The organism is Usitatibacter rugosus, from assembly GCF_013003965.1.
Taxonomy (GTDB): Bacteria; Pseudomonadota; Gammaproteobacteria; order Burkholderiales; family Usitatibacteraceae; genus Usitatibacter; species Usitatibacter rugosus.
In genome coordinates this window covers 1,397,543-1,422,662 of record NZ_CP053069.1, presented here as the reverse complement: position 1 = coordinate 1,422,662, position 25,120 = coordinate 1,397,543, and the positions used below count along the sequence as shown (strand labels likewise).

Sequence of the window (25,120 nt, the reverse complement as noted above, 5' to 3'; positions counted from 1 at the left end):
GCTGTCCCCGGCCGCCTCCTCAATGCCCCGCAAGCTCTTCGTCACCACCGCACTCCCGTACGCGAACGGCCCTCTCCACATCGGCCACTTCATGGAGTACGTGCAGGCCGACATCTGGGTCCGCTACCAGCGGCTGCAGGGTCACAAGGTGAACTTCGTCTGCGCCGACGACGCGCACGGCGCTCCGATCATGCTCAAGGCCGAGGCCGAGGGCGTCACGCCCGAGGAACTGATCGCCCGCGTGGCCGAGGGCCACAAGCGCGACCTCACGCGCTTCGGCATCAGCTTCGACCACTTCCACACGACGCACTCGGACGAGAACCGCGACCTGTCGCGCTCGATCTTCCTCGACCTGAAGAAGGCCGGCTTCATCGACACGAAGACGATCGAGCAGTTCTTCGACCCGGTGAAGGGCATGTTCCTGCCCGACCGCTACATCAAGGGCGAATGCCCCAAGTGCGGCACCAAGGACCAGAACGGGGACTCCTGCGAGAACTGCGGCGCGGTCTACGCGCCCACGGACCTGAAGAACCCCTACTCGGTGCTGACCGGCGCCAAGCCGGTGCTGAAGAAGTCCGAGCACTTCTTCTTCAAGCTCTCCGACCCACGCTGCGTGGAGTTCCTGCGCGGCTGGACGCAGGACGGCAAGCTCCAGCCCGAGGTGTCGAACAAGGTCCTCGAGTGGCTGGACGGGGGCCTGAACGACTGGGACATCACCCGCGACGCGCCCTACTTCGGCTTCGAGATCCCCGGGGCCAAGGGCAAGTACTTCTACGTCTGGCTGGACGCGCCCATCGGCTATCTCGCGTCGCTGAAGAGCTTCCTCGACAAGAAGGGGCAGGACTTCGACAAGTACCTGGCCGACCCGAAGCTGGAGCAGATCCACTTCATCGGCAAGGACATCATCTACTTCCACACGCTCTTCTGGCCCGCGGTGCTGCAGTTCGCCGGCCGCAAGATCCCCGACTTCGTCTACGTCCACGGCTTCCTGCAGCTCTCGGGCGAGAAGATGTCGAAGTCGCGCGGCGTCACGGTGAGCCCGCAGAAGTACCTGGACCTGGGCCTGAACCCCGAGTGGGTCCGCTACTACCTCGCCGCCAAGCTGAACGATCGCGTCGAGGACCTGGACTTCAACCCCGAGGACTTCCTCGCGCGGGTGAACTCGGACCTGGTCGGCAAGTACGTGAACATCGCCAGCCGCGCCGTGGGCTTCATCTCCAAGCGCTTCAACGGCAAGCTCTCCGAGGAGCCGCTTTCCGCCGGCCGGGAGCTGAAGCACAAGATGCGCGGCGCCGTGGCGCCCCCGGCGGCCGACGACGACCAGGCGCCGCAGATCCTCTTCGAGGTGCGCAGCTTCGCCGACGCGATCGCCGCGGACTACGAGTCGCGCGAGTTCGGCAAGGCGATCCGCCAGATCATGTTCCTCGCCGACCGCGTGAACCAGTACGTCGACGAGCAGAAGCCGTGGGAGATCGCCAAGGAGGCGGGCCAGGACGGAGCGCTGCAATGGTTCTGCACGCTCTACCTCGAGCTCTTCCGCATCCTCACGATCTACCTGAAGCCGGTGCTGCCGAAGGTCGCGGAGGATGTCGAGGCATTCCTTGGAAGCGCGAAGCCCTACACCTGGGAGGACGTCGCCACGCCGTTGAAGCCCGGGCACGTCGTGCAGCCGTACAAGCACCTGGTGTCGCGCATCGACCCCAAGCAGATCGAGCAGCTGCTGGAGCCCCCGGAAACGAAACCGGAGCCGGGCAAGGCCGCCGCGCCGGGCGCGGCCGCCGCGAGCGACGCGCCCGAGTTCAAGCTGGAGCCGGTCGAGCCGCCCAAGCCTCCCGTGATCCTGCCGGTGGGCGAGACGATCTCCATCGACGACTTCGGCCGCATCGACCTCCGCATTGCCCGCATCGTCGACGCGGAGCTGGTCGCGGATGCCGACAAGCTCCTCAAGCTCACCCTCGACATCGGCATCGAGCAGCGAACGGTGTTCGCGGGCATCCGCTCGGCCTATACGCCCAAGGAGCTCGTGGGACGCCTCACCGTCATGGTCGCCAACCTGGCCCCGCGCAAGATGCGCTTCGGCGAATCGCAGGGCATGGTGCTCGCCGCGGGCGACGGCGGCTCGATCTACCTGCTCGCTCCCGACTCCGGTGCCGCGCCTGGAATGCGCATCAAATAAAAAGCCCGCCGGAGGCGGGCTGGGGGCTTTCGCGGGCCGGAGAGTTTCAGCCGAGCGAGAGATGCGGGAAATCGTCGTTGTTTTTCATCACGAGCCCACTGTGTTCCCCCTCCCCGCAAGCCGAAGTGAAACGCCACACAGATTCGCGGTCGCGTACATTACGACCGTAAGCGAACCCGCCCCATGCCCCGCAGAGCCCCTCTTGCCCCGCCGCCCTACGCCACCGACCGCCCCACGCTCGAGCGAGAGGTCGTCGTCGAGGTCTTCCGGGCGAGCGGTCCCGGCGGGCAGCACGTGAACAAGACCGAGTCGGCCCTCCGGCTCACCCACCCGCCTTCGGGAGTCGTCGTGATGGCACAAGACACGCGCTCGCAGTTCCGCAACCGAGAGACCGCCTTCGACAGGCTGGTCGAGGCCCTCCACCGCCTGAACCACGTGCCGAAGAAGCGCGTGGCGACGAAGCCGTCGCGCGCCGCGAAGGAGCGGCGCATCACGGAGAAGAAGGTGCGGGCCGTGACCAAGCGCGGCCGCGGCCGCGTGAGCGACGACTGATGGCCGCCCCGGGAACGATCAGCCGCCACCTGGTGATTTGGGGCCGGGTCCAGGGCGTGGGCTACCGCGAAACGATGCGCCAGGAGGCGCAGCGCCTGGGGGTTCGGGGCTGGGTGCGCAACCGCCGCGACGGCACCGTGGAAGCCGTCATCGAGGGGCCCACGCAAGCCGTGGAGCTGCTCCTGAGATGGGCGCACCGCGGGCCGGAAGCGGCCAACGTCGCGCGCGTGGAGATCATGGAAGACTCGGGAACCTACGCCGCGTTCGAGACGCGTCCGTCGGACTGAGGCCCGCCCCGCCGGTCAGTAGACGACTTCGACGTTTTCCTCGCGCAGCCACTCGTTCAGCGAGGCGAGCAGCGGCTCGGAGACCTTCACGCGATAGGCATCGGGCAGGCGGATATCGCACTCGCCCTGCGCATTGCGGTAGCGGATCGCCACCGCGCAGGCGCCGCCCGCGTACGGGGCGAGGACCTGCCTCAGCTTGTTCGAATCGGCCTGGCCGTTCATGTTGAGCCGCAGCAGCTTGGCATGCGCCGCGCGCACCTCGGAGAGATCCATCAGCTTCTCGGCCGTGACGCGCAGCCCCCCGGAGAATTCGTCGTTCTGCACCTTGCCCGCGAGCGCGATCACCTGGTCTTCCTGGATGATGGCGCGCTTCTCGTGGAAGAGCTCGCCGAACACCACCACCTCGACCTTCGCCGTGGCGTCGTCCAGCGTGAGGATCGCCATGCGGCCGCGGCGCGTGTTGCGCATCTGCACGCCGTAGATGACGCCGGCCAGCATCACCGTCTCGCCGTAGTTGGTGGGCATCACCTTCGCGAGCGGCGTGGAGGCGATGCGGCGCAGCTCGTCGCGGTACGCGTTGAACGGGTGGCCGGATAGATAGAAGCCGAGGCTCTGCTTCTCGTTCAGCAGGCGCTCGCGCTCCGGCCAGGGCGGCATGGACACGAGCGTGAAGGCCGAATGGCTGGCATCGTCCCCGCCGCCGAAGAGGCTCACCTGGTTGGCGAACTGCTCGCCTTTCTCCGCGACATCGATCGCCGCGCCGAGCGACGCGGCGAGGCTCGCGCGGTTGGGCTCGACGGAGTCGAAGGCACCGGCCTTGATGAGGGCCTCCATCGCGCGGCGGTTCACCACGCGGCGGTCGACGCGCCGGCAGAAATCGGCGAGGTCCTTGAACGGCCCGCCCACGGCGCGCGCGGCGACGACGTTCTCGATCGCGCCCTCGCCCGTTCCCTTCACCGCGCCCAGGCCGTAGCGGATGTTCTTGTCGTCGAGCGGCACGAAGCGATAGCTGCCCGAGTTGATGTCCGGGGGCGCCACCTTGAGGCCATTCTTGCCCGCGTCGTCGTAGATCGACTGGACCTTGTCGGTGTCCGTCATCACCGCCGACAAGTTGGCGGCCATGAACGCGGCCGCGTGGTGCGCCTTGAGGAACGCGGTCTGGTAGGCGACCAGCGCGTACGCCGCGGAGTGCGACTTGTTGAAGCCGTAGCCCGCGAACTTCTCCATCTGGTCGAAGAGGATGTTCGCCTTCACCGCGGGCAGGCCGCGCTCGCCCGAGCCCTTCATGAAGATCTCGCGCTGCTTCGCCATCTCCTCGGGCTTCTTCTTGCCCATCGCCCGCCGCAGCAGGTCGGCGCTGCCGAGCGTATAGCCGCCGATCACCTGGGCGATCGTCATCACGTGCTCCTGGTACGTCATGACGCCGTAGGTGGGCTCGAGGATCTCCTTCAGCCGGGGATCGAGGTACTCCCAGCGCTGGCGGCCGTGCTTCCTCTCGATGAACTCGGGGATCAGGTCCATCGGGCCCGGGCGGTAGAGGGCGTTCAAGGCGATGAGGTCTTCCAGCCGGTCGGGACGCGCCTTCATGATGAGGTCGCGCATGCCGCGGCTTTCGAACTGGAAGATCGCGACCGTATTGCCGGAGGAGAAGACCTTGTACGACGGCGGATCGTCGAGCGGGATCTTCTCCACGTCGAAGTCCGGCTGGCCCAGGGAGCGGATGTTGCGCTGCGCCTCGGCGATGATCGTGAGCGTGGTGAGGCCGAGGAAGTCGAACTTCACCAGCCCGGCCTTCTCGACGTCGTCCTTGTCGAACTGGCTCACGAGCGCGTTGGAGCCCTCGGCGCTGTAGAGCGGCGTGAAGTCGGTCAGCTTGCCCGGCGCGATCAGCACGCCGCCCGCGTGCATGCCGACGTTGCGCGAGAGCCCTTCCAGCGAGAGGGCGAGCTCCATCAGCTCCGCCACGCCTTCCTGCTCCTTCACCAGGGCCTTCAGCTGCGGCTCCATCTCGAGCGCCTTGGTGAGCGTGATGCCCAGCTCGAAGGGCACGAGCTTCGCGATGCGGTCGACCTCGCCATAGGGCATGCCGAGCACGCGGCCGACGTCGCGCACGACGGCTTTTGCCGCCATCGTGCCGAAGGTCGCGATCTGCGAGACGCACTCGGCGCCGTACTTCTGCTTCACGTAGTCGATGACGCGGTCGCGCCCGTCCTGGCAGAAGTCGATGTCGAAGTCGGGCATCGACACGCGCTCGGGATTGAGGAAGCGCTCGAACAGCAGCTCGTAGCGCAGCGGATCGAGGCCGGTGATGCCCAGCACGTAGGCCACCAGCGAACCGGCGCCCGAGCCGCGGCCCGGACCGACGGGAACGCCGTGCGACTGCGCCCAGTTGATGAAATCCGCGACGATGAGGAAGTAGCCCGCGAAGCCCATCTGGATGATGGTCTTCAGCTCGAACTCGAGGCGCTCGGCGTACGTCGGCGCGGCTTCCGCGCGGGCCGCCGCGTCCGGGTACAGCGCCTCCAGGCGCATGGCGAGGCCCTCCTGCGAGCGCTTGCGCAGGTAGTCCTCGATCGACTCGCCGTTCGGCGTGGGGAAGTCCGGGAGGCGGCTCTTGCCCAGCTCGAACTCGAAGCTGCAGCGCCGCGCGATCTCGATGGTGTTGGCGAGTGCCTCGGGGAGGTCGGCGAAGAGCTCCGCCATCTCGTCCTGCGTCTTGAAGTACTGCGACGGGCGGAATTCGCGGGGACGGCGCTGGTCGCCCAGCACGTAGCCCTGCGCGATGCACACGCGCGCCTCGTGGGCCCGGTAGTCCTCGCGCTTCACGAACTGGATCGGGTGGGTGGCGACGACCGGGATGTCGAGGCGCCCCGCGAGCGCCACGGCGGCTCGCACGTAGGGCTCGTCACGCTCCGGGTCGGCGCGCTGGACCTCGAGGTAGAAGGCGCCGGGGAAATCCGCGGCCCATTCGCGGGCGAGCGCTTCCGCCTGGACTAAGTTGCTGGCGCCGAGCGCCTGGCCCACGTCGCCGGAGCGCGCTCCGGAGAGCACGATCAGCCCCGGCACGCCCTTCAGCCACTCGCGGCGCACCTCGGCGCGGCCGCGCCAGTGGTTCTCGACGTGCGCCCGCGTGAGCAGCGCGCACAGGGCGAGGTAGCCCTCGCGGTTGCGGCAGAGCAAGGCAGCGCGGTAGGGGTGGTCGCGGCTGCGCTCGTTGGTGATCCAGAGGTCGCAGCCGACCAGCGGCTGGACACCCACGCCGCGGGCGGCCTGGAAGAACTTCACCGCGCCGAAGAGGTTGCCCAGGTCGGTGATCGCGAGCGCGGGCATGCCGTCGGCCGCGGCCGCGTCGACCGCGGCATCCACGCGCGCCATCCCATCGACGATCGAGTATTCGCTGTGGAGGCGGAGGTGGACGAAGCGGGGGGCGGCCATGGATACGAGCAGCGGTGACGACGAAATTCTACACCCGCGACCTAGCGCCGATCGGCGAAGAACTTTCGCAGCACCGCACCGCTTTCGTCGGCCAGGACACCGCCTTCGAACGTCCCGTGGTGGTTCAGGCGTGCCTCGGCGGGAAGGTCGACCACGCTGCCGCAGGCGCCGGTCTTCGGGTCGCGCGCTCCATACACGACCCGGGCGACGCGCGCGTGGATCATCGCGCCCACGCACATCGCGCAGGGCTCCAGCGTCACGTAGAGCTCGCAGCCGGGCAGGCGGTAGTTGCCGAGCCGCGCGGCCGCCTCCCGCATCGCCACCACCTCGGCGTGCGCCGTGGGATCGCGGTTCGTGATCGGCCGGTTGGAGCCGCGCCCGATGACCTCGCCATCCTTTACGACCACCGCGCCCACCGGCACTTCGCCGGCCCGGGCCGCTTCGGCCGCGAGGGCGAGCGCCTCGCGCATGAAGGCTTCGTCGTTCGCCACCGCTAGCGCTTGCCGGGGAACGCGGCCTGGTAGGCCTCGGGCTTGAAGCCGACGAGCGTGCGTGACCCTTCGACCAGCACGGGCCTCTTGATCGCCGAAGGATGCGCGACCATGAGGGCCACGGCCTTCTTCGCGTTCAGGTCTTGCGTGAGCGCCGGGTCGAGCTTGCGGAAGGTCATGCCGGAGCGGTTCAGGATCGCCTCCCAGCCGTGCTCCCGCACCCACTTCTCGAGGCGGCCCTTGTCCACGCCCTGCTTCTTGTAGTCGTGGAAGTCGTACTCGACGCCGTGCACCTCGAGCCAGGCGCGCGCCTTCTTCACGGTCTCGCAGTTGGGGATGCCGTAGACCTTGACCTTGACCATGGGCCGATTCTACCCATCCCCAGGCGGCGCTAGGCGGTTTCCCCCACCACCGCTCCCGCTTCCTCCACGAGGGACTGGGGCTGGCGGCGCTTGAGCCAGAGGTAGAGGCCGCTGCCCAGGACGAAGATCGTCGCGATGTCGAGGAGCGCCCAGAGGACCTTCATCGGCATGCCGCCGTAGTCGCCGAAATGCAGCGGCTGCGAGACCAGCAGCGCCGTGAGGTACCACGGCAAGTCGGGCGCGTTGGTCACCGCGGCGGTCTTCGCATCCACCATCACGGGCTTCAGCAGCTTCGAGGTGAGCGGCGTGTTCCCCGCCATGAAGAACGTCGTGTGGTGCGGGCTCGAGAACGCCGTCCCGGGGAATGCGATGAAGCGGACCTTGGTGCCCGGCACGTGCGCGAGCGCCGCGTCGTAGGCTTTCTGCAGCGACCCACGCTCCGCCGCCGGCACCAGCGGTTGCCCCTTGTAGGGCGCGAGCAGCGTCGTCATCGAGTCGTACTGCCAGTACTTGATCAGCAGGTCGGCCCAGGTGTTGATCATCCCGGTGGCTCCCACGACGAAGGCCCACGTGAGCGTGACGATGCCGAGCAGGTTGTGCAGGTCGAGCCACTTCACGCGCGGCGACTTCTCGCGGCGCACGTCCCCGAAGGCGAGCTTGCGCATGAACGGCGCGTAGAGCATCACGCCCGTCACGATCGCCACCAGCAGCAGCAAGCCCATGAAGCCGAGGAAGAGCTTGCCCGCCAGGCCGGCGAAGAGGTCGATGTGGAGCTTGAACATCACGTACATGAAGCCCTCGTCGAACTTCGGCTCCTTCAGCACCTGCGCCGTGCGCGCGTCGACGGCCACGGACTTGAAGTCCTCCGTCGGCTCGGGCGAAGGCGTCAGCGTCACGAACCAGATGTTCGGATCTTCCTCGTCGGGCGATGCGAACTGCACCACGCGCTGCGGATGGCGCGCATGTCCTGCCGCGAGGATCTCCTCCAGCGGCTTGTGCGGCGTGCCCGCTGCCATCGGTGGCGCCTCGACCTCCGTGCCGGTGAGGTGCCCGATCTCGTGGTGGAAGATCAGCGGCAGGCCGGTCAGGCACAGCAGCAGCATGAAGACCGTGCAAACGAGGCTGCTCCACTTGTGCAGCCACGTCGTGATGCGAAGCGCGCGGGGGCTCATCATGGTCAGAAATCCACGCTGCCCGAAAGGGTGAAGGTACGGGGAGCACCCACGACCAGGTAGCCGATGCCGGGGAAGCCGCCGACGGAAGCCCAGTAGTTCTTGTCGGTGGCGTTGTCGAGGCGCGCACGCAGTGTCACCGGCTTGCCCTGGACCTCCACCAGGTAGCGCACGCCGAGGTCCAAGCGCGTCCAACCCGGCACCTCGAGCGTGTTGGCCCCGTCGGCAAAGCTCGACCCGGTATAGACGACGCGCGCATCGACCGCGAGACCTTCGACGGCGCGAATGTCCCAGTCGATGCCGAAGTTCGCCTGCCAGCGCGGCACGCCGATCACGCGCTTGCCGTCGGTCGCGGACGAGCCTGTGTTTTCCTGCTTCGCGTCGAGCCACGTGGCCCCGCCCAGCACGCGCAGGCCAGGCGCGGCCTCGCCGTACAGCGTGAATTCCAGGCCCTGGTGGCGATCCTCGCCGTTCGAGGTGAACGTGTTGCTCGAGTCGACGATCGCACGCGGCTTGTCGGTGGAGAAGTAGGCGGCGCTCATGCCGAGGCGGCCCGCGTCGTACTTCACGCCGACTTCCTTCTGCTTGGACACGTACGGGGCGAGCATCTCGCCGAGGTTGGCCGCGGTCGAGGGCGCCGTCTCGCCCTGCGTGAGGCCCTCGATGTAGTTCGCATAGAGCGAGAGCCGCTTGGAGGCGCGGTACACCACGCCCACGGCCGGGCTCACGCGGCTGTCGTCGTACGCCGGATCGGCCGCGTGCGTCGTGTACGCGAAGTTCTCGACCTTCAGCTTCTGGTCGCGCAATCCCACCGTGGCGAGGAGGGTGTTGTCCAGAAAGGACAAGGTATCGCCGATCGCGATGCTCGTGAGCCGGGTGCGGCCGGTGAGCGACGGCGACGAGATCTCGTTGCCGTAGAACGTCGCGGGACTGAAGGCGGGCTGCGGATGCGAGATGGGCGAGTAGAGGTTCGTCGGCAGCGAGTTGAAGAAGTCGAACGCATAGGCGTTGTCGCGCTCGCCCTGGAAGTACGAAGCCGCGACCACCCACTCGTGCCCCACCGAGCCGGTGCGGAACTTGCCTCGCACGCCGACCTCGCCGGTGTCGACGCGGTCCTCGCGCGTGTTGTCGAAGCGCTGGACGCTCGAGGCTCCGGTGGTGCCGTCATCGACGGTGATGTTCGCGAGCGAGTTCGCTTCCTCGCTGCGGCGAAGGCCGTACGCGCCGTAGAGCGTGACGTTGCGCGCGATATCCCATTCGCCGCGGAGCGTGCCGAAAAGGTCCTTCTCGTTCGAGTACGACCAGGGTTGCGCGAAGTTGCGCGCCGCGTCGGGAACGCCGGGCACCGAGGTCACGCCGGACCCGAGGCTCACGTTGGTGCGTGTCTGTCGCAGGCGGTTGTCCTGGTAGCCGAGGTCACCCGAGAGGCGCACGTCGCGGCTGCGCCAGTCGAGGCCGATCGACGCGAGGCCGAGCTCGGCGTGCTCGTCGTCGATCGAGGTACCGCCGTCGCGATAGGCGCCGTTGATGCGTACGCCCATCGCGCCGTCCGGACCGAAGCGGCGCGCGATGTCCGCCGAGACGTTGTATTGGGAGTTGTCGCCGAAGCCGAGCGTGACGCGATTCAACGGCTCGTTGGGCGCGCGTTTCGGCAGCAGGTTGATCGCGCCGCCGATGCCATCGCCGCCGGGGCTCGCGCCGCCGAGGAAGGCCGTCGCTCCGCGCAGCACCTCGACGCGCTCGAAGAGCTCCGTCGCGATGTACTGGCGCGGCAGCAGGCTGTAGAGGCCGTTGTAGGCGACATCGTCCGAGCTGAGGATGAAGCCGCGGATGAAGTAGGCCTCCTGGAAGTTGCCGAAGCCGCGCGCGATGCGAACGCCCGGATCGTTCTGCAGCACGTCGCCCACGCTCCGGGCCTGCTTGTCCTGGATCAGCTCGTTCGTATACGCGGTGATGGAGAACGGCGTCTCGAGGTTGTCCTTCGTGCCGAGGATGCCGGCTCGTCCGCCGCGTGCGACCTGGCCACCGGGATACGCCGGCGACAGGCCTTCCGCCGAGGCATCGGCGCTCGCCTTCACGACGATGGGCGCCATCGGCACCGCCTTGTCGTCGGGAGCGGCGGGAGGCGTGGCCTGCGCGAAGGCGGCGGCGACGTGGAAGGCAAGGATGGAAACGGCGAAGGCGCGTTGCAGATTCAAGGAGAGCTCCGGGTTGCGGCGGGGGATTCGGGAAGGGAGGCGCTGGCCTTGCGCCGGGGCAGGCCGAACCAGGCCATGACGGCCACGGGCACGCCGAGGCCGACCCACGACCACGGATCACCCCAGGAATCGGAAACGAGCGCGGCCAGCAGTCCGGTCGCGGTGAGCACGCCCAGGACGATGGGCCAGCGCCAGAGGGAGGCGGAAGGGGAAGGCACGGGTACCTCGGGTGCGAATAGAAATAGTTCTCAATTGTAACCGAGAGTCCCTTCGCCGGACAGCCCGGGTCGCAGACACCCTTCGCGGGCGTGACGCATGGGCGCCGGGATTCGTCGTGTAAGGTGATGCGACCTCTGGAGGAACGACCCGAAAATGAAGCGCATCCGCCTCGCTCTCGCCGCCACGCTGCTCGCGACCCTGCCCGCCCTCGCCCAGGACTGGCCCAACAAGCCGGTGAAGATGATCGTGCCGTTCCCGCCCGGCGGCGGCACCGACACCGTCGCGCGGCCCCTCGCGCAAAAGCTCTCGACGATCCTCGGGCAGCAGGTCGTGATCGACAACCGCGGCGGCGCAGGCGGGACCATCGGCGCGGCCGTGGTCGCCAAGTCCCCACCCGATGGCTACACGGTGCTGCTCTATTCGGTGCACGGCGCGGTGGCCGCGGCTGCGTACAAGAACCTGAGCTACGACCTCGAGAAGGATCTCGTCCCCGTCACGACGGCAGCGATCTTCCCCGACGTGCTCGTGGCCGCCAATCGCGTGCCCGCGAAGACGCTCCCCGAATTGATCGCGTTCGCGAAGGCCAATCCCGGCAAGATCAATTGCGGTTCGGCGGGCAACGGCACCTCGCGCCACCTGTCGTGCGAGATGTTCGCGGCGGCCGCGGGCTTCAAGGCCACGCACGTCCCGTACAAGGGAACGGGGCCGGCCACCGCCGCGCTCGTCGCCGGCGAGATCGACTACATCTTCGAAGCGTTGGGAAGTGCCGCGGGGCAGATCCGCGGCGGCACCGTGCGGCCGATCGTCGTCACGTCCGCGAAGCGCTCGCCGTCGTTCCCCGAAATCCCGACCGCGATGGAGTCCGGCATGCCGGGGTTCGAAGTCACGTCCTGGTACGGCCTGTGGGTGCCGGCGGGAACGCCGAAGCCGATCATCGACAAGCTGCGCGCGGCGGTCGTGAAGGCCTTCGAGGATCCCGACCTGAAAGAGACGTGGTTCAAGCTCGGAGCCGAGCCCGGCGGCTCGACTCCGGAGGAGTTCCGCTCGCTCATCTCGCGCGACATCGCCAAGTGGGGCAAGGTCGTGCGCGACTCCAACATCACGATCGAGTAGTCACTCCGCGATTTCGCCCGGTCCAATGATGCGGGTCCCCGTCGATCCCGCGATCGCCGTCTCGACCGCCAGGCGCGCCACGGTGGAGACCGGGCTCACGCGTGCCGACCGCGGCAGCACGGGACCCGCGAGGCGCAGCACGGCCCCCACGACACGCTCGAAGGGCCGGTACTCCGCGCGCTCGCCCTCCAGGAAGCCCGGCCGCAGGATCGTGAGCGACGGAAATCCGAGGCGGCCGATCGCCTCCTCGACCTCACCCTTGGTGCGCGTGTAGAGAACGCGGGACCGCGGATCGGCACCCACGGAGGAGACCAGCGTGAATCGCTGCACGCCCGCTCCCCGCAATCGCTGGGCAATGGCCAACACGAGGTCATGATCGACCGCACGAAAGGCGGCGTCGGAGCCGGCGACCTTCCGCGTCGTCCCCAGCGCGCAGATCGCGCCGTCGGCACGCCAACCCTCAGGTGCGGCATCGTCGATCAGCGCTTCCAGCCGCGGATTCTCGAGGGAAGCGTGCGCGAGGAGTGGGCGCCGGGTAGGCGCGATCACGCGCGTCACGCGTGCATCGGCCAGCGCCAGCGCCAAGGCCCGGCCGCCGACCAGCCCGCTCGCCCCTGCGATGAACAGCGTCGTCATCGCATCCCCCGCTTCACTCCCACTCGATGGTGGCGGGCGGCTTGCTCGAGATGTCGTAGGTCACGCGGTTGATGCCGCGCACCTCGTTGATGATGCGGTTCGAGGCACGCCCCAGGAGCTCGTAGGGCAGCTCGGCCCAGTGCGCGGTCATGAAGTCGGTGGTCTGCACGGCGCGCATCGCGACGACGAATTCATAGGTGCGGCCGTCGCCCATCACGCCCACCGAGCGCACCGGCAGGAACACGACGAAGGCCTGCGCGACCTTGTCGTACCAGCTCGTGCCGTCGGAATCTTTCGCGCGGCGCAGCTCCTCGATGAAGATCGCGTCGGCGCGGCGCAGCAGCTCGGCGTATTCCGCCTTCACTTCGCCGAGGATACGAACGCCGAGACCGGGTCCGGGGAACGGATGGCGGAAGACCATCTCGCGCGGCAGGCCCAGCTCGAGACCCAGCGCACGAACCTCGTCCTTGAAGAGCTCGCGCAGCGGCTCGAGCAACTTGAGATGCAGCGACTCCGGCAGCCCGCCCACGTTGTGGTGCGACTTGATCGTCACCGCTTTCTTCGTCTTCGCGCCGGCGCTCTCGATCACGTCGGGATAGATCGTGCCTTGCGCGAGCCACTTCGCCTTCGGAAGCTTCTTCGCCTCGCGCTGGAAGACTTCCACGAACAGGCGGCCGATGATCTTGCGCTTGGCCTCCGGATCCTCGACGCCCTTCAGCTCGCGATAGAACTCCTCGGAGGCGTTCACGCGGTCGACCTTCACGCCCATGTGCTTCGCGAAAGTCTCCATCACCTGGTCGCCCTCGCCGAGGCGCAGCAACCCGGTGTCGACGAAAATGCACGAGAGCTGGTTGCCGATCGCCTTGTGGATCAGCGCGGCGGCCACGGCCGAATCCACGCCGCCGGAGAGGCCGAGGATCACCTCGTCGCCGCCGACCTGCTCGCGGACTTTCTGGATGGCCTGGGGTGCGAACTCCGGCATGTTCCAGCTCGAGCCCGCCCTGCAGATCTCGTGCACGAAGCGCCGGTAGATCTGCGTGCCCTGCTTGGTGTGCGTGACTTCCGGATGGAACTGCACCGCGTAGAACTCGCGGTCGGGATCGAACATGCCCGCGATGGGGCACGCTTCGTTGGAGGCCATCAGCTTGAAGCCGGGCGGAAGCGCCGTGACCTTGTCGCCGTGGCTCATCCAGACGTCGAGGTGTCCCTCTCCGTTCGCCCCGCTGCGATCCTGGATGCCCTCCAGCAGCTTCGAATGGCCGTGGGCACGCACTTCCGCATAGCCGAACTCGCGCACCTTGCCGGCCTCGACGCCGCCGCCGAGTTGCGCGGCCATCGTCTGCATGCCGTAGCAGATGCCGAGCACGGGGACGCCGTGCTTGAAGACGTACGGGTCGGCCTTGAGCGTGCCCTCGTCGAGCGCCGAGGCGTGGCTGCCCGAGAGGATGATGCCCTTCGGGTCGTAGTCGCGGATGAACTTCTCGTCGACGTCGTTGGGATGCAGCTCGCAGTAGACGCCCGACTCGCGGATGCGGCGGGCAATGAGCTGCGCGACTTGCGAACCGAAGTCGAGGATCAGGATGCGGTCCATCAATCCACCCGGTAGTTGGGAGCTTCTTTGGTGATCTGCACGTCGTGGACGTGCGACTCCCGCATCCCGGCTGAAGTGATCTCGACGAACTCGGCCTTCGAGCGCATCTCCTCGATGGTGCGGCAGCCCGTGTAGCCCATGCTGGCGCGAAGCCCCCCCATGATCTGGTGGATGATCGCGACCGAGGGCCCCTTGTAGGGCACGCGGCCCTCGACGCCTTCGGGCACCAGCTTGTCGGCATTCATCTCCGCGTCCTGGAAGTAGCGATCGGAAGAACCCTTCTGCATCGCGCCGATCGAGCCCATGCCGCGGTAGCTCTTGTACGAGCGGCCCTGGAAGAGCTCGATCTCGCCCGGAGCCTCCTCGGTGCCGGCGAAGAGGCTTCCCAGCATCACGCTCGAGGCGCCGGCCGCGATGGCCTTGGCCACGTCGCCCGAGTAGCGGATGCCGCCATCGGCAATGCACGGGATGTCGAGCTTCGCGAGCGCGTCGGCGACGTTCTGGATCGCGCTGATCTGCGGCACGCCGACGCCCGCGACGATGCGCGTGGTGCAGATGGAGCCGGGGCCGATGCCGACCTTCACGCCATCCGCGCCGTGGTCGACGAGCGCGTGCGCTCCATCCTTCGTGGCGACGTTGCCGCCGATCACCTGCAGGTTGGGGAATTTCTTCTTGACCCATTTCACGCGGTCGAGCACGCCCTGGGCATGGCCATGCGCTGTGTCGACGACGATCACGTCGACGCCGGCCTCGACCAGCTTCTCGACGCGCTCATCGGTGTCTTCGCCGACGCCGACCGCCGCACCGACGCGAAGCCGGCCGAACTGGTCCTTGCTGGCGTTCGGGTGCTCGGACGACTTGAGGATGTCCTTCACGGTCATCAGCCCGCGCAGCTCCCAGTCGCCGTTGATCACGAGCACGCGCTCGAGGCGATGCTTGTGCATCAGCTCGCGGGCGTCGTCGGTCGTGGCGCCCTCCTTCACGGTCACGAGCTTCTCGCGCGGCGTCATGATGTTGCCGACCGGCTGGTCGAGGTTCGTCTCGAACCGCAGGTCGCGGTTGGTGACGATGCCCACGACGCGCTTGCCCTCGAGTACCGGCAGCCCCGAGATGCGATGGCGGCGAGTGATCTCCAGCACGTCTCGCACGCTCATGGTCGGCGCGACGGTGACGGGCTCCTTCACCACGCCGCTCTCGAAGCGCTTCACCTTCGAGACTTCCGAGGCCTGCTGCTGCGGGGAGATGTTCTTGTGGACGATGCCGATGCCGCCTTCTTGCGCGAGGGCGATCGCGAGGCGCGATTCCGTCACCGTATCCATGGCGGCGGAGAGCAACGGGATGTTGAGCTGGATCGACCGGGTGAGGCGGGAGGTGAGGCGGACTTCGCGAGGCAGGACGGTCGAGTGGGCGGGAACGAGGAGGACGTCGTCGAATGTGAGCGCTTTTTGGATGACGCGCATTGGGCCAAACCCTTCACTCAAAACGAGATTATACAGATGCGGTCTCACCGGACCAAACCAAGCCCCGGGGCCTCCCGGTGCAGGCATTCATTGACGTTCCAGTCCTTTCTCGATAAGGTTTCGTAAATGCTTGAAACTTCACGTGTTTGCCTAACAGTTGTTTGGATCCGGCGTGGAGCCGCCGCGGTGTTCGCCACAGTGTTCGCGCTCGCGGGTTGCGTGGCTCCGGAAACGGCACCCGAGACGGCCGCGCCCGCGGTTCCAGCCGTAGCGAGGCCGCAGTCGGCGCCGGTCGATCCGGGCGCGTTGGACCAGGAAGCGCGCGCGATGCTGGCGCAGGCAGAGACGGACATTCAACGGGCGCGCGCGAAGCGCGCGCTGTGGGCGAAGGCCTGGGAGTCGCTGGTGCTCGCGCGCCAGGCCGCCGCCACGAAGGACAACGCCGCGACCGTGCGGCATGCAAAGAAGGCCAGCGAGCTGGCCCAGCTGGGACTGGAGCAGCTCGCCTATCCGGCCGTGAATTGAACGAAACCGCGAAGGAGTTTCCATGAGACGTTTCCTGATCGCCGCGATCATCCTTTCCGCCGCCGTGCCGGCCGCGGCCCAGCTCTACAAGTGGGTCGACAAGGACGGCAAGACCTACTACTCGGACTCGCCGCCGCCGAACCAGGACACCAAGCGCCTGAGCGTCGGTACCGGCACGACCGCCGAGCCCGCCGCCGCGCCGAAGACCGCGGTCCAGCGCGACAAGGACATGGAGAAAGGCCGGCAGGACGCGCGCGAGGCCGCGAAGAAATCCGACGACGCGGTGAAACAGTCCGCGGCGCAGGTCGAGCAATGCAACGTCGCCCGTTCGAACCTCCAGGGGCTCGTCGAGGGCGGCCGCATCGCTCGCTACAACAGCAAGGGCGAGCGTGAGGTCCTGTCCGACGAGGACATCGCCAAGGAACTCGAAAGGGCCAAGAACGACGTGGCCCAGATCTGCAAGAAAACCTGAGCCGGCACCCGGTAGCGGACCGGGAACCCATAACAAATTTCCCCGCCATGGCGCGCAACGTGAAACCGCATCGGACTTTCGAGGCAGTCGCCGTCGCGCTGCTCGCGGGAGCGCTCGCGCTGCCCGCGGGCGCGCAGACCCTCGGCGACCTCGAGCTGCGTTCCGCCCCGGGCGAGCCGCTCGATGCGACCGTGGCGCTGGGCAGTGCGAACGGCGCGCCCGTCACCGCCGAATGCCTGTTCCTCTCCCGCGGCGCGGCCGAAGACGGCCCGTTCATCACGCGTGCGCAGGTTGCCGTCTTCGACGAGGGCGGCGAGCGCTACGCGCGCTTTCGCTCCGACCAGCCGGTGCAGGATCGCAACGCGCGCCTGCGCATCGTCGTTCGCTGCCCGGGCCAACCGCACGTCGCCTACCGCGAATACCGGGATCTCTTCGAACCCCGCGTGGCTTCCGCGCCCTCGCCTGTGGCCGCGCCCGTCGCCACCGCCGCGCCGATCGGCGACACGACGGGGTTGCAGGTCCGCAATGGCGATTCCATGGCGTCGATCGCCGCGCTCCTGCTGCCGCGCAAGCCTTCGGCGCAGCGTGCGTACGTCCAGGCGATGCGCGAAGCCAACCCGTCCATCGCCGGCCTCGGCCCCACCGATCCGATTCCACTCGATGCGAACGTCGTCCTCCCGGATCTCCGCTCGCTGCCGCGCGTGAAGTCCGAACCGTCGATCGCCTCCGCGCCGCCCACCTCCCCGCCGCCGCAGCGTCCCCCCCGCGCGGCACCGAAGTCGACCGAGGCTCCGAAAGCGCGCGCGCCTTCTCCTTCGACCGCATCCGAACCGACGACGGCTGCATCCCCGGCTCTCGCGGCCACCGAGCCCGCGCCGGCACCCTCGCGCCCCGCGCCTGTGAAAGCGCCCGCGAAGGCCCCTGCCCCGCCCGCAGCCGCAGCCGCGGCCCCGCGCCGCGCGCCGGAGAGCGGGGAGCGCGTGGTGCTGCGGCTTTCGAGCTCCGAGGTCGACCTCTCGCGCAGCCGCAACATCAACGACACGGACCGCGCCAAGCTGCGCGAGCGCCTCCTCGTCCTCGACAACGACGACCAGGTCGCCGCGCTCCTGTCGCTGCGGGACAGCCTGAAGCGCCTCGAAGGCCGCGTCGCCGAGCTGCAGCTCAAGCTTTCGACCTTGCCCGTGAACCCGCCCCCGGCGACCGCGCCCGCCCCCGTGGCGAAGGCGCTGCCGCCGCCGAAGGTCGAAGCGCCGGCGCCGAAGATCGACGTTCCGCCGCCCAAGGTCGAAGCCGCACCGAAAGTCGAGGCGCCGAAAGTCGAAGCGCCGAAAGTCGAGGCCCCAAAGATCGAGGCTCCGAAGGTCGAAGCCGCGCCGCCGAAAGTGGAGGCCCCTCCGCCCAAGGCCGAGGCGCCGGTCGTGGCCCCCGCGCCGGTCACGCCGAAGCCCGTTTCCAAGCCCGCGACCGCCGCCAAGCCCGCGAGGGCCGCCGATCCCGCGGAAGAAGGCGTCGCCCTGTGGATCTGGGCCGCGCTCGCTGCCGCCGCGCTGGCGCTCGTCGCGCTCGGCTGGTGGTGGCTGCGCCGCGAGCCCTCCGAGGAAGACCTGCCCGAGATCCAGGCCGCCGATTCGATCCCGCCGCCGGCCACCGAACCGCCGACGGACGGCCATGAGGAACGTGAGTTCGACGTCGCCGAGCCCGCCGTGGCGGCGAAGCGCCGCGAGATCGACAGCGACGCCACGCTCGCCACCGAAGTGCGTGGTGCCGATCCCGCAGCGCTTCGCCAGCGCTACATGGAAGAGCGGTTCCCCGAGATCGCCAACCGCGCGATCGTGCTCTCCAATCCGGATTCGGTCGTGAAGGCCGCGCGCCTCTTCTACGAAGACGGCTCGATCCCGCGCGCGGTCGAGCTGCTGCAGCTCGCCATCGAGGAGCATCCCCAGGAGCAGCGCACGTGGCTGGCCCTCTTCGAGATCTATCGCCTCGAGCGGATGGCCGAGCCCTTCGCCGAGGTCGCGCAGCGCTTCCGCGACCTGCACGGCAAGGGCGAGAACTGGCGCAAGGTGCAGTTCTTCGGGCGCGAGGTCGATCCGGGCAACGCGCTCTACCGCGACATGTCCGTCGGCATCGAGACGATCAAGTTCGAGGCGGGCAAGCCGCCGGCGCCCTCCACCTACGATCCGATCGCGGAGAACTGGCTCAACGCCCCGATGGATTTCGAGAACGAGCTCCTGGCGGTGGACCTGCGCCGCGCGCTGATGGACGAAGCGGGCATCACCGACGAGGACCTCACGCCGAATCCGATGCCGGCGCTGCGCAGCGTCGAGATGTTCACGGTCGCCTGAGGCCATGGAGACCTCCGCCTTTCCCGTCGACATCGGCCGCGTCCTCGAGCAGAAGACGGTGCGTGACGCCACGGCGCGCGCGCTCTTCCTCGCGGCCATCCGCGAGCTCGGGCGCGAGGGCGGCCACTTCACGCTCGAGCGCCTCGAGCAGTTCATGCGCGTCGAGGAGCACTTCCAGGCGCTGCTGCTCTACGACCAGCTCGATTTCCTCCGCCAGCCCGCCTCCGCGATGGAGGCCGACCGCGACTTCGCGCTGAACGTGCAGCGCATCTGCCTCGAAGCCGCCAACGGGTTCCAGCGGTTCCTGCGCACGCGCAACGAATGGGCCGAGACCCGCGAGGCGGTCGACGCGATGTTCCGCGTGACCGGCCTCGCCGTGCACGCGATTCATTCGTACGTGAAGTGGGGATACTTCCTCGCCGAGCAGGGCCGCACCACACCGTGGAAGCAACTGCATGCGCTCTACGGCCTGTCGGAGGCCGACGGCTACTCGCAGGTGCCCTTCGTGCTGCATCCGGCGCAGCCCAGCTTCAAGCCGTCGGTGCAATCGCTCTACCTGCGCACGCTGCTGCTCGACCTCCTCAACGCCGGCAACCTCTCCAAGATCCAGGTGGAGATCGCCGACGGCTGGTTCTCGTCGTGGTGCGCCGACTACCACCTCGATGCCGAGTACTCGACGCGCAACCACCTCTTCTACGTCGACCTCGCCTCCGAGTCCGGCATGCACTTGATGCGCAAGGACAGCCACGGCGAGAGCGTGCGCTACGTTCGTGCCGACGGCCTCAAGGCGCAGATCGAGGAAGTGCAGGCGGGCCTGCGCCACGGCCGCCTCTATGCCGGGTATGGCGCGGGCGCCGTGTTCCCGGTGGAAGAGCACATCGCGCTGCTGGAGATCATCGAGAAGCTTTATCGCTCGATCCTCGCGGGCAGCGAGAACCGCATCGAGGAGCGCACGCATTTCGAGGACCGCGAGGTCGATGTCGCGATCGGCATCGACCTCGTCATGCGCAAGCTCCGCGACGCGCCGGCGATCCCCGGGGAATCGCCGCTCGCGGGCGCGCCCTCGCTCGAGCTCGCATCGCCGGCCACCGAGACCATCGAGCTGAGCGCCGAAGGCGTCACGCAGGTGGACGACAAACCCGCGCCGCCCGATGCCGCGCGACCCGTCGTGGCCGAGGACCCGGAGCTCACGCGCCTGCGCGTGCTCGACCTCTCTTCGCGTGGCTACGGCCTGCTGGTGGATCGCATCACCAGCGACACGATCCTGCTGAACGGCATCCTCGGCCTTCGCAACCACGAAGCCGGCGGGCTCATCCTCGGCCAGGTGGTGCGCAAGCTGCCCAACCGCGTGCGCGGCGAGATGCTCCTCGGCGTCGAGGTGCTTTCCTACCGGCCGATGTTCATCAACCTGCGGCGCGAATCGGGCAACGCGATCGACGCGGTGTTCCTGCCCGGCGCGGACAAGAACGGCAAGCAGGACGCGATCCTGGTGCGGATCGGGGACTTCTCGCCCGAGGAGACCTTCGTGCTCCATGCCGGCGGCTCGGAATACCGCGTGCGCCTGAACCGGATCATCAAGAAGGGCGCGGACTGGATCAAGCTGCGCTTCGAGATCACCCAGAAGAGCTAGCGGCGCTTCGGTGCCGAACGCGCGCGCTCGCGGCGTTCCTCCTTCGGGTCGGCGATGAGGGCCCGGTACAACTCCACGCGGTCGCCCTCGCGCAACACGGCTTCGCGCTTGCACGGCTTCGACCAGATTCCCGTCTTCATCGCGGCGACGTCCAGGCCCGGGTAGCGCTGCGCGATTCCCGCGGCGGCGATCGCGTCGGCCACGGACGATCCTTCCGCGAGCGAGAGCTCGATCACCTCCTGCCGTTCCGGCAACGCAACGGCGAGCAGCACCTTCACTTCGCCGCCACCTCGTCGGCGCGCGCCACGAAGCGATCGACGAGCGTCTCCAGGATGTGGCCGAAGACGGGGCCCACCAGCGCGTCGAGCGCCCGGTTCTCGAACCCGTAGTCGAGGGCGAATTCCACACGGCAGCCGGCATCGCCCAGCGGCACGAACCGCCAGTGGCCGGTGAACTGCTGGAACGGACCCTCGACGAACTCGAGGTGCATCCACTCCGGCGGCTCCTTGCGGTTGCGCGTCGTGATCGAGCTCTTGAGCCCGTGGTAGTCGATGTCGACGCGGCCGACCGTGAGCTCGGCCGTGCGCTCGATCAGCTGCGTGCCGCCGCACCACGGAAGGAATTCGGGATAGCGCTCCACCGCGTCGACGAGCTCGAACATCGCCTCGGCGGGGTGGGGGACGAGCACCGATTTGCGGACGGTGGGCATGAGAGAATCTTCTCATGAGCATCGTCGAAAACCGGAAGGCATTCCACGACTACTTCGTCGAGGAGCGCTACGAGGCGGGCCTCGTCCTCGAGGGCTGGGAAGTGAAGTCGATCCGTGCCGGGCGCGTGCAGCTGAAGGAGGCCTACGTGGTCCTCAACGGCGCCGAGCCGTTCATCATCGGGATGCACGTGAGCGCGCTGCCGACGGCCTCCACGCACGTGAACCCGGACCCCACGCGCTCGCGCAAGCTCCTGCTGAACGCCGAGGAGATCAAGAAGCTGGTCGGCAAGGTCGAGCAGAAGGGCTACACGCTCGTGCCGCTCAACCTGCACTACACGAAGGGCCGCGTGAAGCTCGAGATCGGCCTCGCCAAGGGCAAGAAGCAGCACGACAAGCGCGAGACGGAGAAGGAGCGCGACTGGCAGCGCGAGCAGCAGCAACTGCTGCGCAGGAAAGCCTAGAGGGGGATGGGGTGGCTGATGGGATTCGAACCCACGACAACTGGAATCACAATCCAGGACTCTACCGCTGAGCTACAGCCACCGTCGCAAGAGCGAAATTATACCAAAGCGGTGCCCTTCCCGCCCCCTTTCCCGTCGCCGGATGGCGACTCGGGAATAGCCGCGGCAACCGGCTGTTGACGCTGCGGGGCCGATCTCAAAACGAAGCCCCGCGTTGCAAACAATTCCTTCGGCGCATCGCTCGGGCCCCGCCGGCCCGGACACCACCAGCGAAGGAGTGACCATGAAACGCCTCGTCCTCATCGCGGCCCTTTGCGCCGCACTTCCCGTCCTCGCCGATCGCGAGGGCAATGTCCTGAAGGCCCGGCTCCTCGGCAACAACGAGGTGCCCGCGGTCTCGACCGCCGCGCACGGCGACCTCGAGGTCCGCATCGCGCGCGACGGAACGTCGATCGCTTACGAGCTCAACTTCTCCGGCCTCCAGGGCCAGGTCCGGCAAGCGCACATCCACGTGGCCCAGCGCAACGTGAACGGCGCGATCGTCCTGTGGCTGTGCGGCTCGGCAACGAACCCCGGGCCCGCCGGAACGCAGGCCTGCCCGCAAACGGGCCGGGTCGTCGGCACGCTCACGCAGGCCGATCTCCAGCCGTCGACGACGCAGCAGGTGACGACGCTCGCCGACGTGGTCGAGGCGCTCCAGGACGGGGTCGCGTACGTGAACGTGCACACGGACCTCTCGCCGGGCGGCGAAATACGCGGGCAGATCGGGGGACGGCACTAGCAGGGGAAGCTAGCGGGTTGTGGCGCGCCCGACAGGACTCGAACCTGTTACCCCCGGCTTAGAAGGCCGGTGCTCTATCCGGATGAGCTACGGGCGCTTCGAACGCTGGGCTTGTGGGTCGGGGTGAGAGGATTCGAACCTCCGACCACCTGCTCCCAAAGCAGGTGCGCTACCAGGCTGCGCTACACCCCGACGGTTACTTGCGAACAGGCCAGCGCGTGGAATTATACGCGCCGGCCTTTTCGCGATTACTGCGGCGGCGTGGCGGCTTCCGAGGGCTGGGGCGCGGCCTCTTCCTTGCGGGGCGCGGGCGCGTCCAGCAGCGCCTTTCTCGACAGGCGCACGCGGCCCTTGTCGTCGGCCTCGAGCACCTTCACCTTCACGATCTGGCCTTCCTTGAGGTAGTCCGAAACCGCGTTCACGCGCTCGTGCGCGATCTGCGAGATGTGCAGCAGGCCGTCCTTGCCGGGCAGCAGCTGGACGATGGCGCCGAAGTCCAGCAGGCGCAGCACCGGGCCCTCGTAGACCTTGCCCACTTCCACTTCCGCGGTGATCGCCTGGATGCGGGCCTTGGCGGCCTCGCCGGCTTCGGCCGACAGGCACGCGATGCTGATCGTGCCATCGTCCTCGATGTCGATCGTGGTGCCGGTCTCGCGGGTGAGCGCCTGGATCACGCTGCCGCCCTTGCCGATCACCTCGCGGATCTTGTCCGGGTTGATCTTCATCTTGATGATGCGCGGCGCGTAGTTCGACATCTCGACGCGCGGGCCCGGGACGGCCTGCTTCATGATGCCGAGGATGTGGAGGCGGCCTTCCTTGGCCTGGTCCAGCGCGACCTTCATGATCTCCTTGGTGATGCCCTGGATCTTGATGTCCATCTGGAGCGCGGTGATGCCGCGATCCGTGCCCGCGACCTTGAAGTCCATGTCGCCGAGGTGGTCTTCGTCGCCGAGGATGTCGGTCAGCACCGCGAAGCGCCCGCCGTCCTTGATCAGGCCCATGGCGATGCCGGCCACGTGACCCTTGAGGGGCACGCCCGCGTCCATCATCGCGAGGCAGCCGCCGCACACCGAGGCCATCGAGGACGAGCCGTTCGACTCGGTGATCTCGGAGACCACGCGCAGCGTGTAGGCGAACTCTTCCTTGGAGGGCAGCACCGCCAGCAGCGCGCGCTTGGCGAGGCGGCCGTGGCCGATCTCGCGGCGCTTCGGCACGCCGACGCGGCCCGTCTCGCCCGTCGAGAACGGCGGGAAGTTGTAGTGCAGCATGAAGCGCTCGGTGTACTCGCCCTGAAGCGCGTCGATGCGTTGTTCGTCTTGGCCGGTGCCGAGCGTCGTCGTGACGATGGCCTGGGTTTCGCCGCGCGTGAAGAGCACGGAGCCGTGGACGCGGGGCAGCAGCGTCGGGCGGATGGAGATCGGGCGGACGGTGCGAGTGTTGCGGCCGTCGATGCGCGGCTCGCCGTTCAGGATCTGGCCACGGACGATCTTCGATTCCATTTCCTTGAGGATGCCGCGGGCGACGTTGGCGTCGGCCGGGTTGTCCTCGACCAGCACGCAGGTGTCCCAGACCTTCTTCTTGATCTCGTCCAGCTTGCCCGAGCGGAGCGACTTCGACTTCATGCGGTAGGCGTCGTTGAGGTCCGACTCCACGAGCGCGCGGATCTTCTCGATCAGCACGGCGTCGCTCGCGGCGGCCTCCCAGTCCCAGTCATCCTTGCCGGCTTCGTCGGCGAGCTCGTTGATCGCGTTGATCGCGACCTGCATCTGCTCGTGGCCGAACATCACGGCGCCCAGCATCACTTCCTCGGACAGCTCGTTGGCCTCGGATTCCACCATCAGCACGGCGGCCTCGGTGCCCGCGACGACGAGGTTCATCTGCGACTGCTCGAGCTCCGTCTTGGAGGGGTTGAGCACGAACTTGCCGTCGAGGAAGCCCACGCGCGCGGCGCCGATCGGGCCGTCGAACGGGATGCCGGAAAGCGCCACGGCGGCGGAGGCGCCGATCATCGCCGGGATGTCGGAGTCCACCTCAGGGTTGCTCGAGAGGACTGTCGCGATGATCTGCACTTCGTTGTAGAAGCCGCTCGGGAAGAGCGGACGCAGCGGCCGGTCGATCAGGCGGCAGGTGAGGATTTCCTTCTCCGAGGGACGGCCTTCGCGCTTGAAGAAGCCACCCGGGATGCGGCCCGCGGCGTAGGTCTTCTCCTGGTAGTCGACGGTGAGCGGGAAGAAGTCCTGGCCGGGCTTCACGTCGGCGCGGCCGACGCAAGTCACGAGCACGACGGTGTCGTCGACGGTGACGAGGCAGGCGCCATCGGCCTGGCGGGCGATCTCGCCCGTTTCCAAGGTGACTTGGTGGGCACCGAACTGGAAGCTTTTCTTGATGGATTTCACGGTTTCATCCTGTTTTCGGCCCGGCGGGCGCGCGGGGTGGGCGGCGCGGGCGCGGGACACGGGTGAGCTACGGGGGAAACGAAAAAACCCCGCGGGCGCTCCAGGGGAG

At 67.9% G+C, this 25,120-nt stretch carries 21 protein-coding genes, 3 tRNA genes and 1 pseudogene; 10 read left to right on the top strand and 15 right to left on the bottom strand.

The window, feature by feature from the left end:
• The first annotated feature begins 22 nt into the window (after positions 1-22).
• The 3 genes and pseudogenes from metG (at position 23) to DSM104443_RS07100 (ending at position 3,015) form a co-directional block, all read left to right on the top strand.
• Positions 23-2,176, top strand: a complete 2,154-nt coding sequence (gene metG, locus DSM104443_RS07110) for a methionine--tRNA ligase (protein WP_171090783.1) — start codon at positions 23-25, stop codon at positions 2,174-2,176.
• Positions 2,177-2,434: 258 nt separating this feature from the next.
• Positions 2,435-2,728: pseudogene (locus DSM104443_RS07105) on the top strand (peptide chain release factor-like protein); the annotation flags it as partial.
• The gene (locus DSM104443_RS07100; protein WP_171090778.1) at positions 2,728-3,015 is read left to right on the top strand and encodes an acylphosphatase; all 288 of its coding nucleotides are present in this window, start codon (positions 2,728-2,730) and stop codon (positions 3,013-3,015) included. The pseudogene DSM104443_RS07105 and the gene DSM104443_RS07100, both read left to right, overlap by 1 nt.
• A gap of 15 nt (positions 3,016-3,030) precedes the next feature.
• Here DSM104443_RS07100 and dnaE read toward each other — a convergent pair whose 3' ends face one another.
• Genes dnaE through DSM104443_RS07070 form a run of 6 tightly spaced genes read right to left on the bottom strand, consistent with a single transcriptional unit; the run spans position 3,031 to position 10,891 of the window.
• On the bottom strand, positions 3,031-6,450 hold the full coding sequence (gene dnaE / locus DSM104443_RS07095; protein ID WP_171090776.1) for a DNA polymerase III subunit alpha: 3,420 nt from the start codon (positions 6,448-6,450) through the stop codon (positions 3,031-3,033).
• Positions 6,451-6,491: 41 nt separating this feature from the next.
• Positions 6,492-6,920 (bottom strand): tRNA adenosine(34) deaminase TadA, encoded by a 429-nt coding sequence (gene tadA, locus DSM104443_RS07090; protein ID WP_212757148.1) that lies wholly within the window; start codon positions 6,918-6,920, stop codon positions 6,492-6,494.
• A gap of 23 nt (positions 6,921-6,943) precedes the next feature.
• Positions 6,944-7,303 (bottom strand): arsenate reductase, encoded by a 360-nt coding sequence (locus DSM104443_RS07085; RefSeq protein WP_171090772.1) that lies wholly within the window; start codon positions 7,301-7,303, stop codon positions 6,944-6,946.
• A gap of 29 nt (positions 7,304-7,332) precedes the next feature.
• On the bottom strand, positions 7,333-8,475 hold the full coding sequence (locus DSM104443_RS07080) for a PepSY-associated TM helix domain-containing protein (RefSeq protein ID WP_171096288.1): 1,143 nt from the start codon (positions 8,473-8,475) through the stop codon (positions 7,333-7,335).
• A gap of 5 nt (positions 8,476-8,480) precedes the next feature.
• On the bottom strand, positions 8,481-10,673 hold the full coding sequence (locus DSM104443_RS07075; protein WP_246232568.1) for a TonB-dependent receptor: 2,193 nt from the start codon (positions 10,671-10,673) through the stop codon (positions 8,481-8,483).
• On the bottom strand, positions 10,670-10,891 hold the full coding sequence (locus DSM104443_RS07070) for a hypothetical protein (protein WP_171090770.1): 222 nt from the start codon (positions 10,889-10,891) through the stop codon (positions 10,670-10,672). Before DSM104443_RS07070 ends, DSM104443_RS07075 begins: the two co-directional genes overlap by 4 nt.
• Before the next feature lie 154 nt (positions 10,892-11,045).
• On the opposite strand from DSM104443_RS07070, the gene DSM104443_RS07065 reads away from it, so the two are divergent.
• Positions 11,046-12,005, top strand: a complete 960-nt coding sequence (locus tag DSM104443_RS07065) for a Bug family tripartite tricarboxylate transporter substrate binding protein (RefSeq protein WP_171090768.1) — start codon at positions 11,046-11,048, stop codon at positions 12,003-12,005.
• On the opposite strand, the gene DSM104443_RS07060 is transcribed toward DSM104443_RS07065, so the two are convergent.
• From DSM104443_RS07060 to guaB, 3 genes are read right to left on the bottom strand one after another with little or no spacing between them, the layout of a single operon-like run.
• Positions 12,006-12,641: an NAD(P)H-binding protein gene (locus DSM104443_RS07060; RefSeq protein ID WP_171090766.1), complete on the bottom strand. Its 636-nt coding sequence runs from the start codon at positions 12,639-12,641 to the stop codon at positions 12,006-12,008.
• 13 nt (positions 12,642-12,654) lie between these two features.
• Positions 12,655-14,235, bottom strand: a complete 1,581-nt coding sequence (gene guaA, locus DSM104443_RS07055; protein WP_281359551.1) for a glutamine-hydrolyzing GMP synthase — start codon at positions 14,233-14,235, stop codon at positions 12,655-12,657.
• A complete protein-coding gene (gene guaB / locus DSM104443_RS07050) occupies positions 14,232-15,692 on the bottom strand; it encodes an IMP dehydrogenase (protein WP_171090762.1) in 1,461 nt (486 codons plus the stop codon). The genes guaA and guaB overlap by 4 nt, the downstream gene beginning before the upstream one ends.
• Positions 15,693-15,878: 186 nt before the next feature.
• Here guaB and DSM104443_RS07045 point away from each other — a divergent pair, with 186 nt between their 5' ends.
• Genes DSM104443_RS07045 through DSM104443_RS07030 form a run of 4 tightly spaced genes read left to right on the top strand, consistent with a single transcriptional unit; the run spans position 15,879 to position 20,664 of the window.
• On the top strand, positions 15,879-16,217 hold the full coding sequence (locus DSM104443_RS07045) for a hypothetical protein (protein ID WP_171090760.1): 339 nt from the start codon (positions 15,879-15,881) through the stop codon (positions 16,215-16,217).
• A gap of 22 nt (positions 16,218-16,239) precedes the next feature.
• Entirely contained in the window at positions 16,240-16,689 is a 450-nt protein-coding gene (locus DSM104443_RS07040) for a DUF4124 domain-containing protein (protein ID WP_171090758.1), read from the top strand.
• Positions 16,690-16,748: 59 nt separating this feature from the next.
• Positions 16,749-19,034 carry a hypothetical protein gene (locus DSM104443_RS21745; RefSeq protein WP_212757244.1) on the top strand — a complete coding sequence of 762 codons (2,286 nt, stop codon included), beginning with the start codon at positions 16,749-16,751 and terminating at the stop codon, positions 19,032-19,034.
• Between the two features lie 4 nt (positions 19,035-19,038).
• A complete protein-coding gene (locus DSM104443_RS07030; RefSeq protein ID WP_171090756.1) occupies positions 19,039-20,664 on the top strand; it encodes a hypothetical protein in 1,626 nt (541 codons plus the stop codon).
• Here DSM104443_RS07030 and DSM104443_RS21740 read toward each other — a convergent pair.
• Positions 20,661-20,942, bottom strand: a complete 282-nt coding sequence (locus DSM104443_RS21740) for an RnfH family protein (RefSeq protein WP_212757021.1) — start codon at positions 20,940-20,942, stop codon at positions 20,661-20,663. The genes DSM104443_RS07030 and DSM104443_RS21740 overlap by 4 nt on opposite strands.
• Positions 20,939-21,373, bottom strand: coding sequence for a type II toxin-antitoxin system RatA family toxin (locus DSM104443_RS21735; protein ID WP_212757019.1), 435 nt, complete (start codon positions 21,371-21,373; stop codon positions 20,939-20,941). Before DSM104443_RS21735 ends, DSM104443_RS21740 begins: the two co-directional genes overlap by 4 nt.
• A 14-nt stretch (positions 21,374-21,387) precedes the next feature.
• Between DSM104443_RS21735 and smpB the strand changes: the two genes are divergently transcribed.
• On the top strand, positions 21,388-21,834 hold the full coding sequence (smpB, locus tag DSM104443_RS07020; RefSeq protein ID WP_171090754.1) for an SsrA-binding protein SmpB: 447 nt from the start codon (positions 21,388-21,390) through the stop codon (positions 21,832-21,834).
• A 7-nt stretch (positions 21,835-21,841) separates the two neighbouring features.
• Here the strand turns inward: smpB and DSM104443_RS07015 are convergent.
• A tRNA-His gene (locus tag DSM104443_RS07015) sits at positions 21,842-21,916 on the bottom strand.
• A gap of 201 nt (positions 21,917-22,117) precedes the next feature.
• On the opposite strand from DSM104443_RS07015, the gene DSM104443_RS07010 reads away from it, so the two are divergent.
• The gene (locus DSM104443_RS07010) at positions 22,118-22,615 is read left to right on the top strand and encodes a CHRD domain-containing protein (protein WP_171090752.1); all 498 of its coding nucleotides are present in this window, start codon (positions 22,118-22,120) and stop codon (positions 22,613-22,615) included.
• 20 nt (positions 22,616-22,635) lie between these two features.
• Here the strand turns inward: DSM104443_RS07010 and DSM104443_RS07005 are convergent.
• From DSM104443_RS07005 to pnp, 3 genes are all read right to left on the bottom strand, one after another.
• Positions 22,636-22,712: transfer RNA gene (locus DSM104443_RS07005), tRNA-Arg, on the bottom strand.
• 21 nt (positions 22,713-22,733) lie between these two features.
• Positions 22,734-22,807: transfer RNA gene (locus DSM104443_RS07000), tRNA-Pro, on the bottom strand.
• Positions 22,808-22,863: 56 nt separating this feature from the next.
• Positions 22,864-25,011, bottom strand: a complete 2,148-nt coding sequence (gene pnp / locus DSM104443_RS06995) for a polyribonucleotide nucleotidyltransferase (protein ID WP_171090750.1) — start codon at positions 25,009-25,011, stop codon at positions 22,864-22,866.
• Positions 25,012-25,120 lie beyond the last annotated feature (109 nt).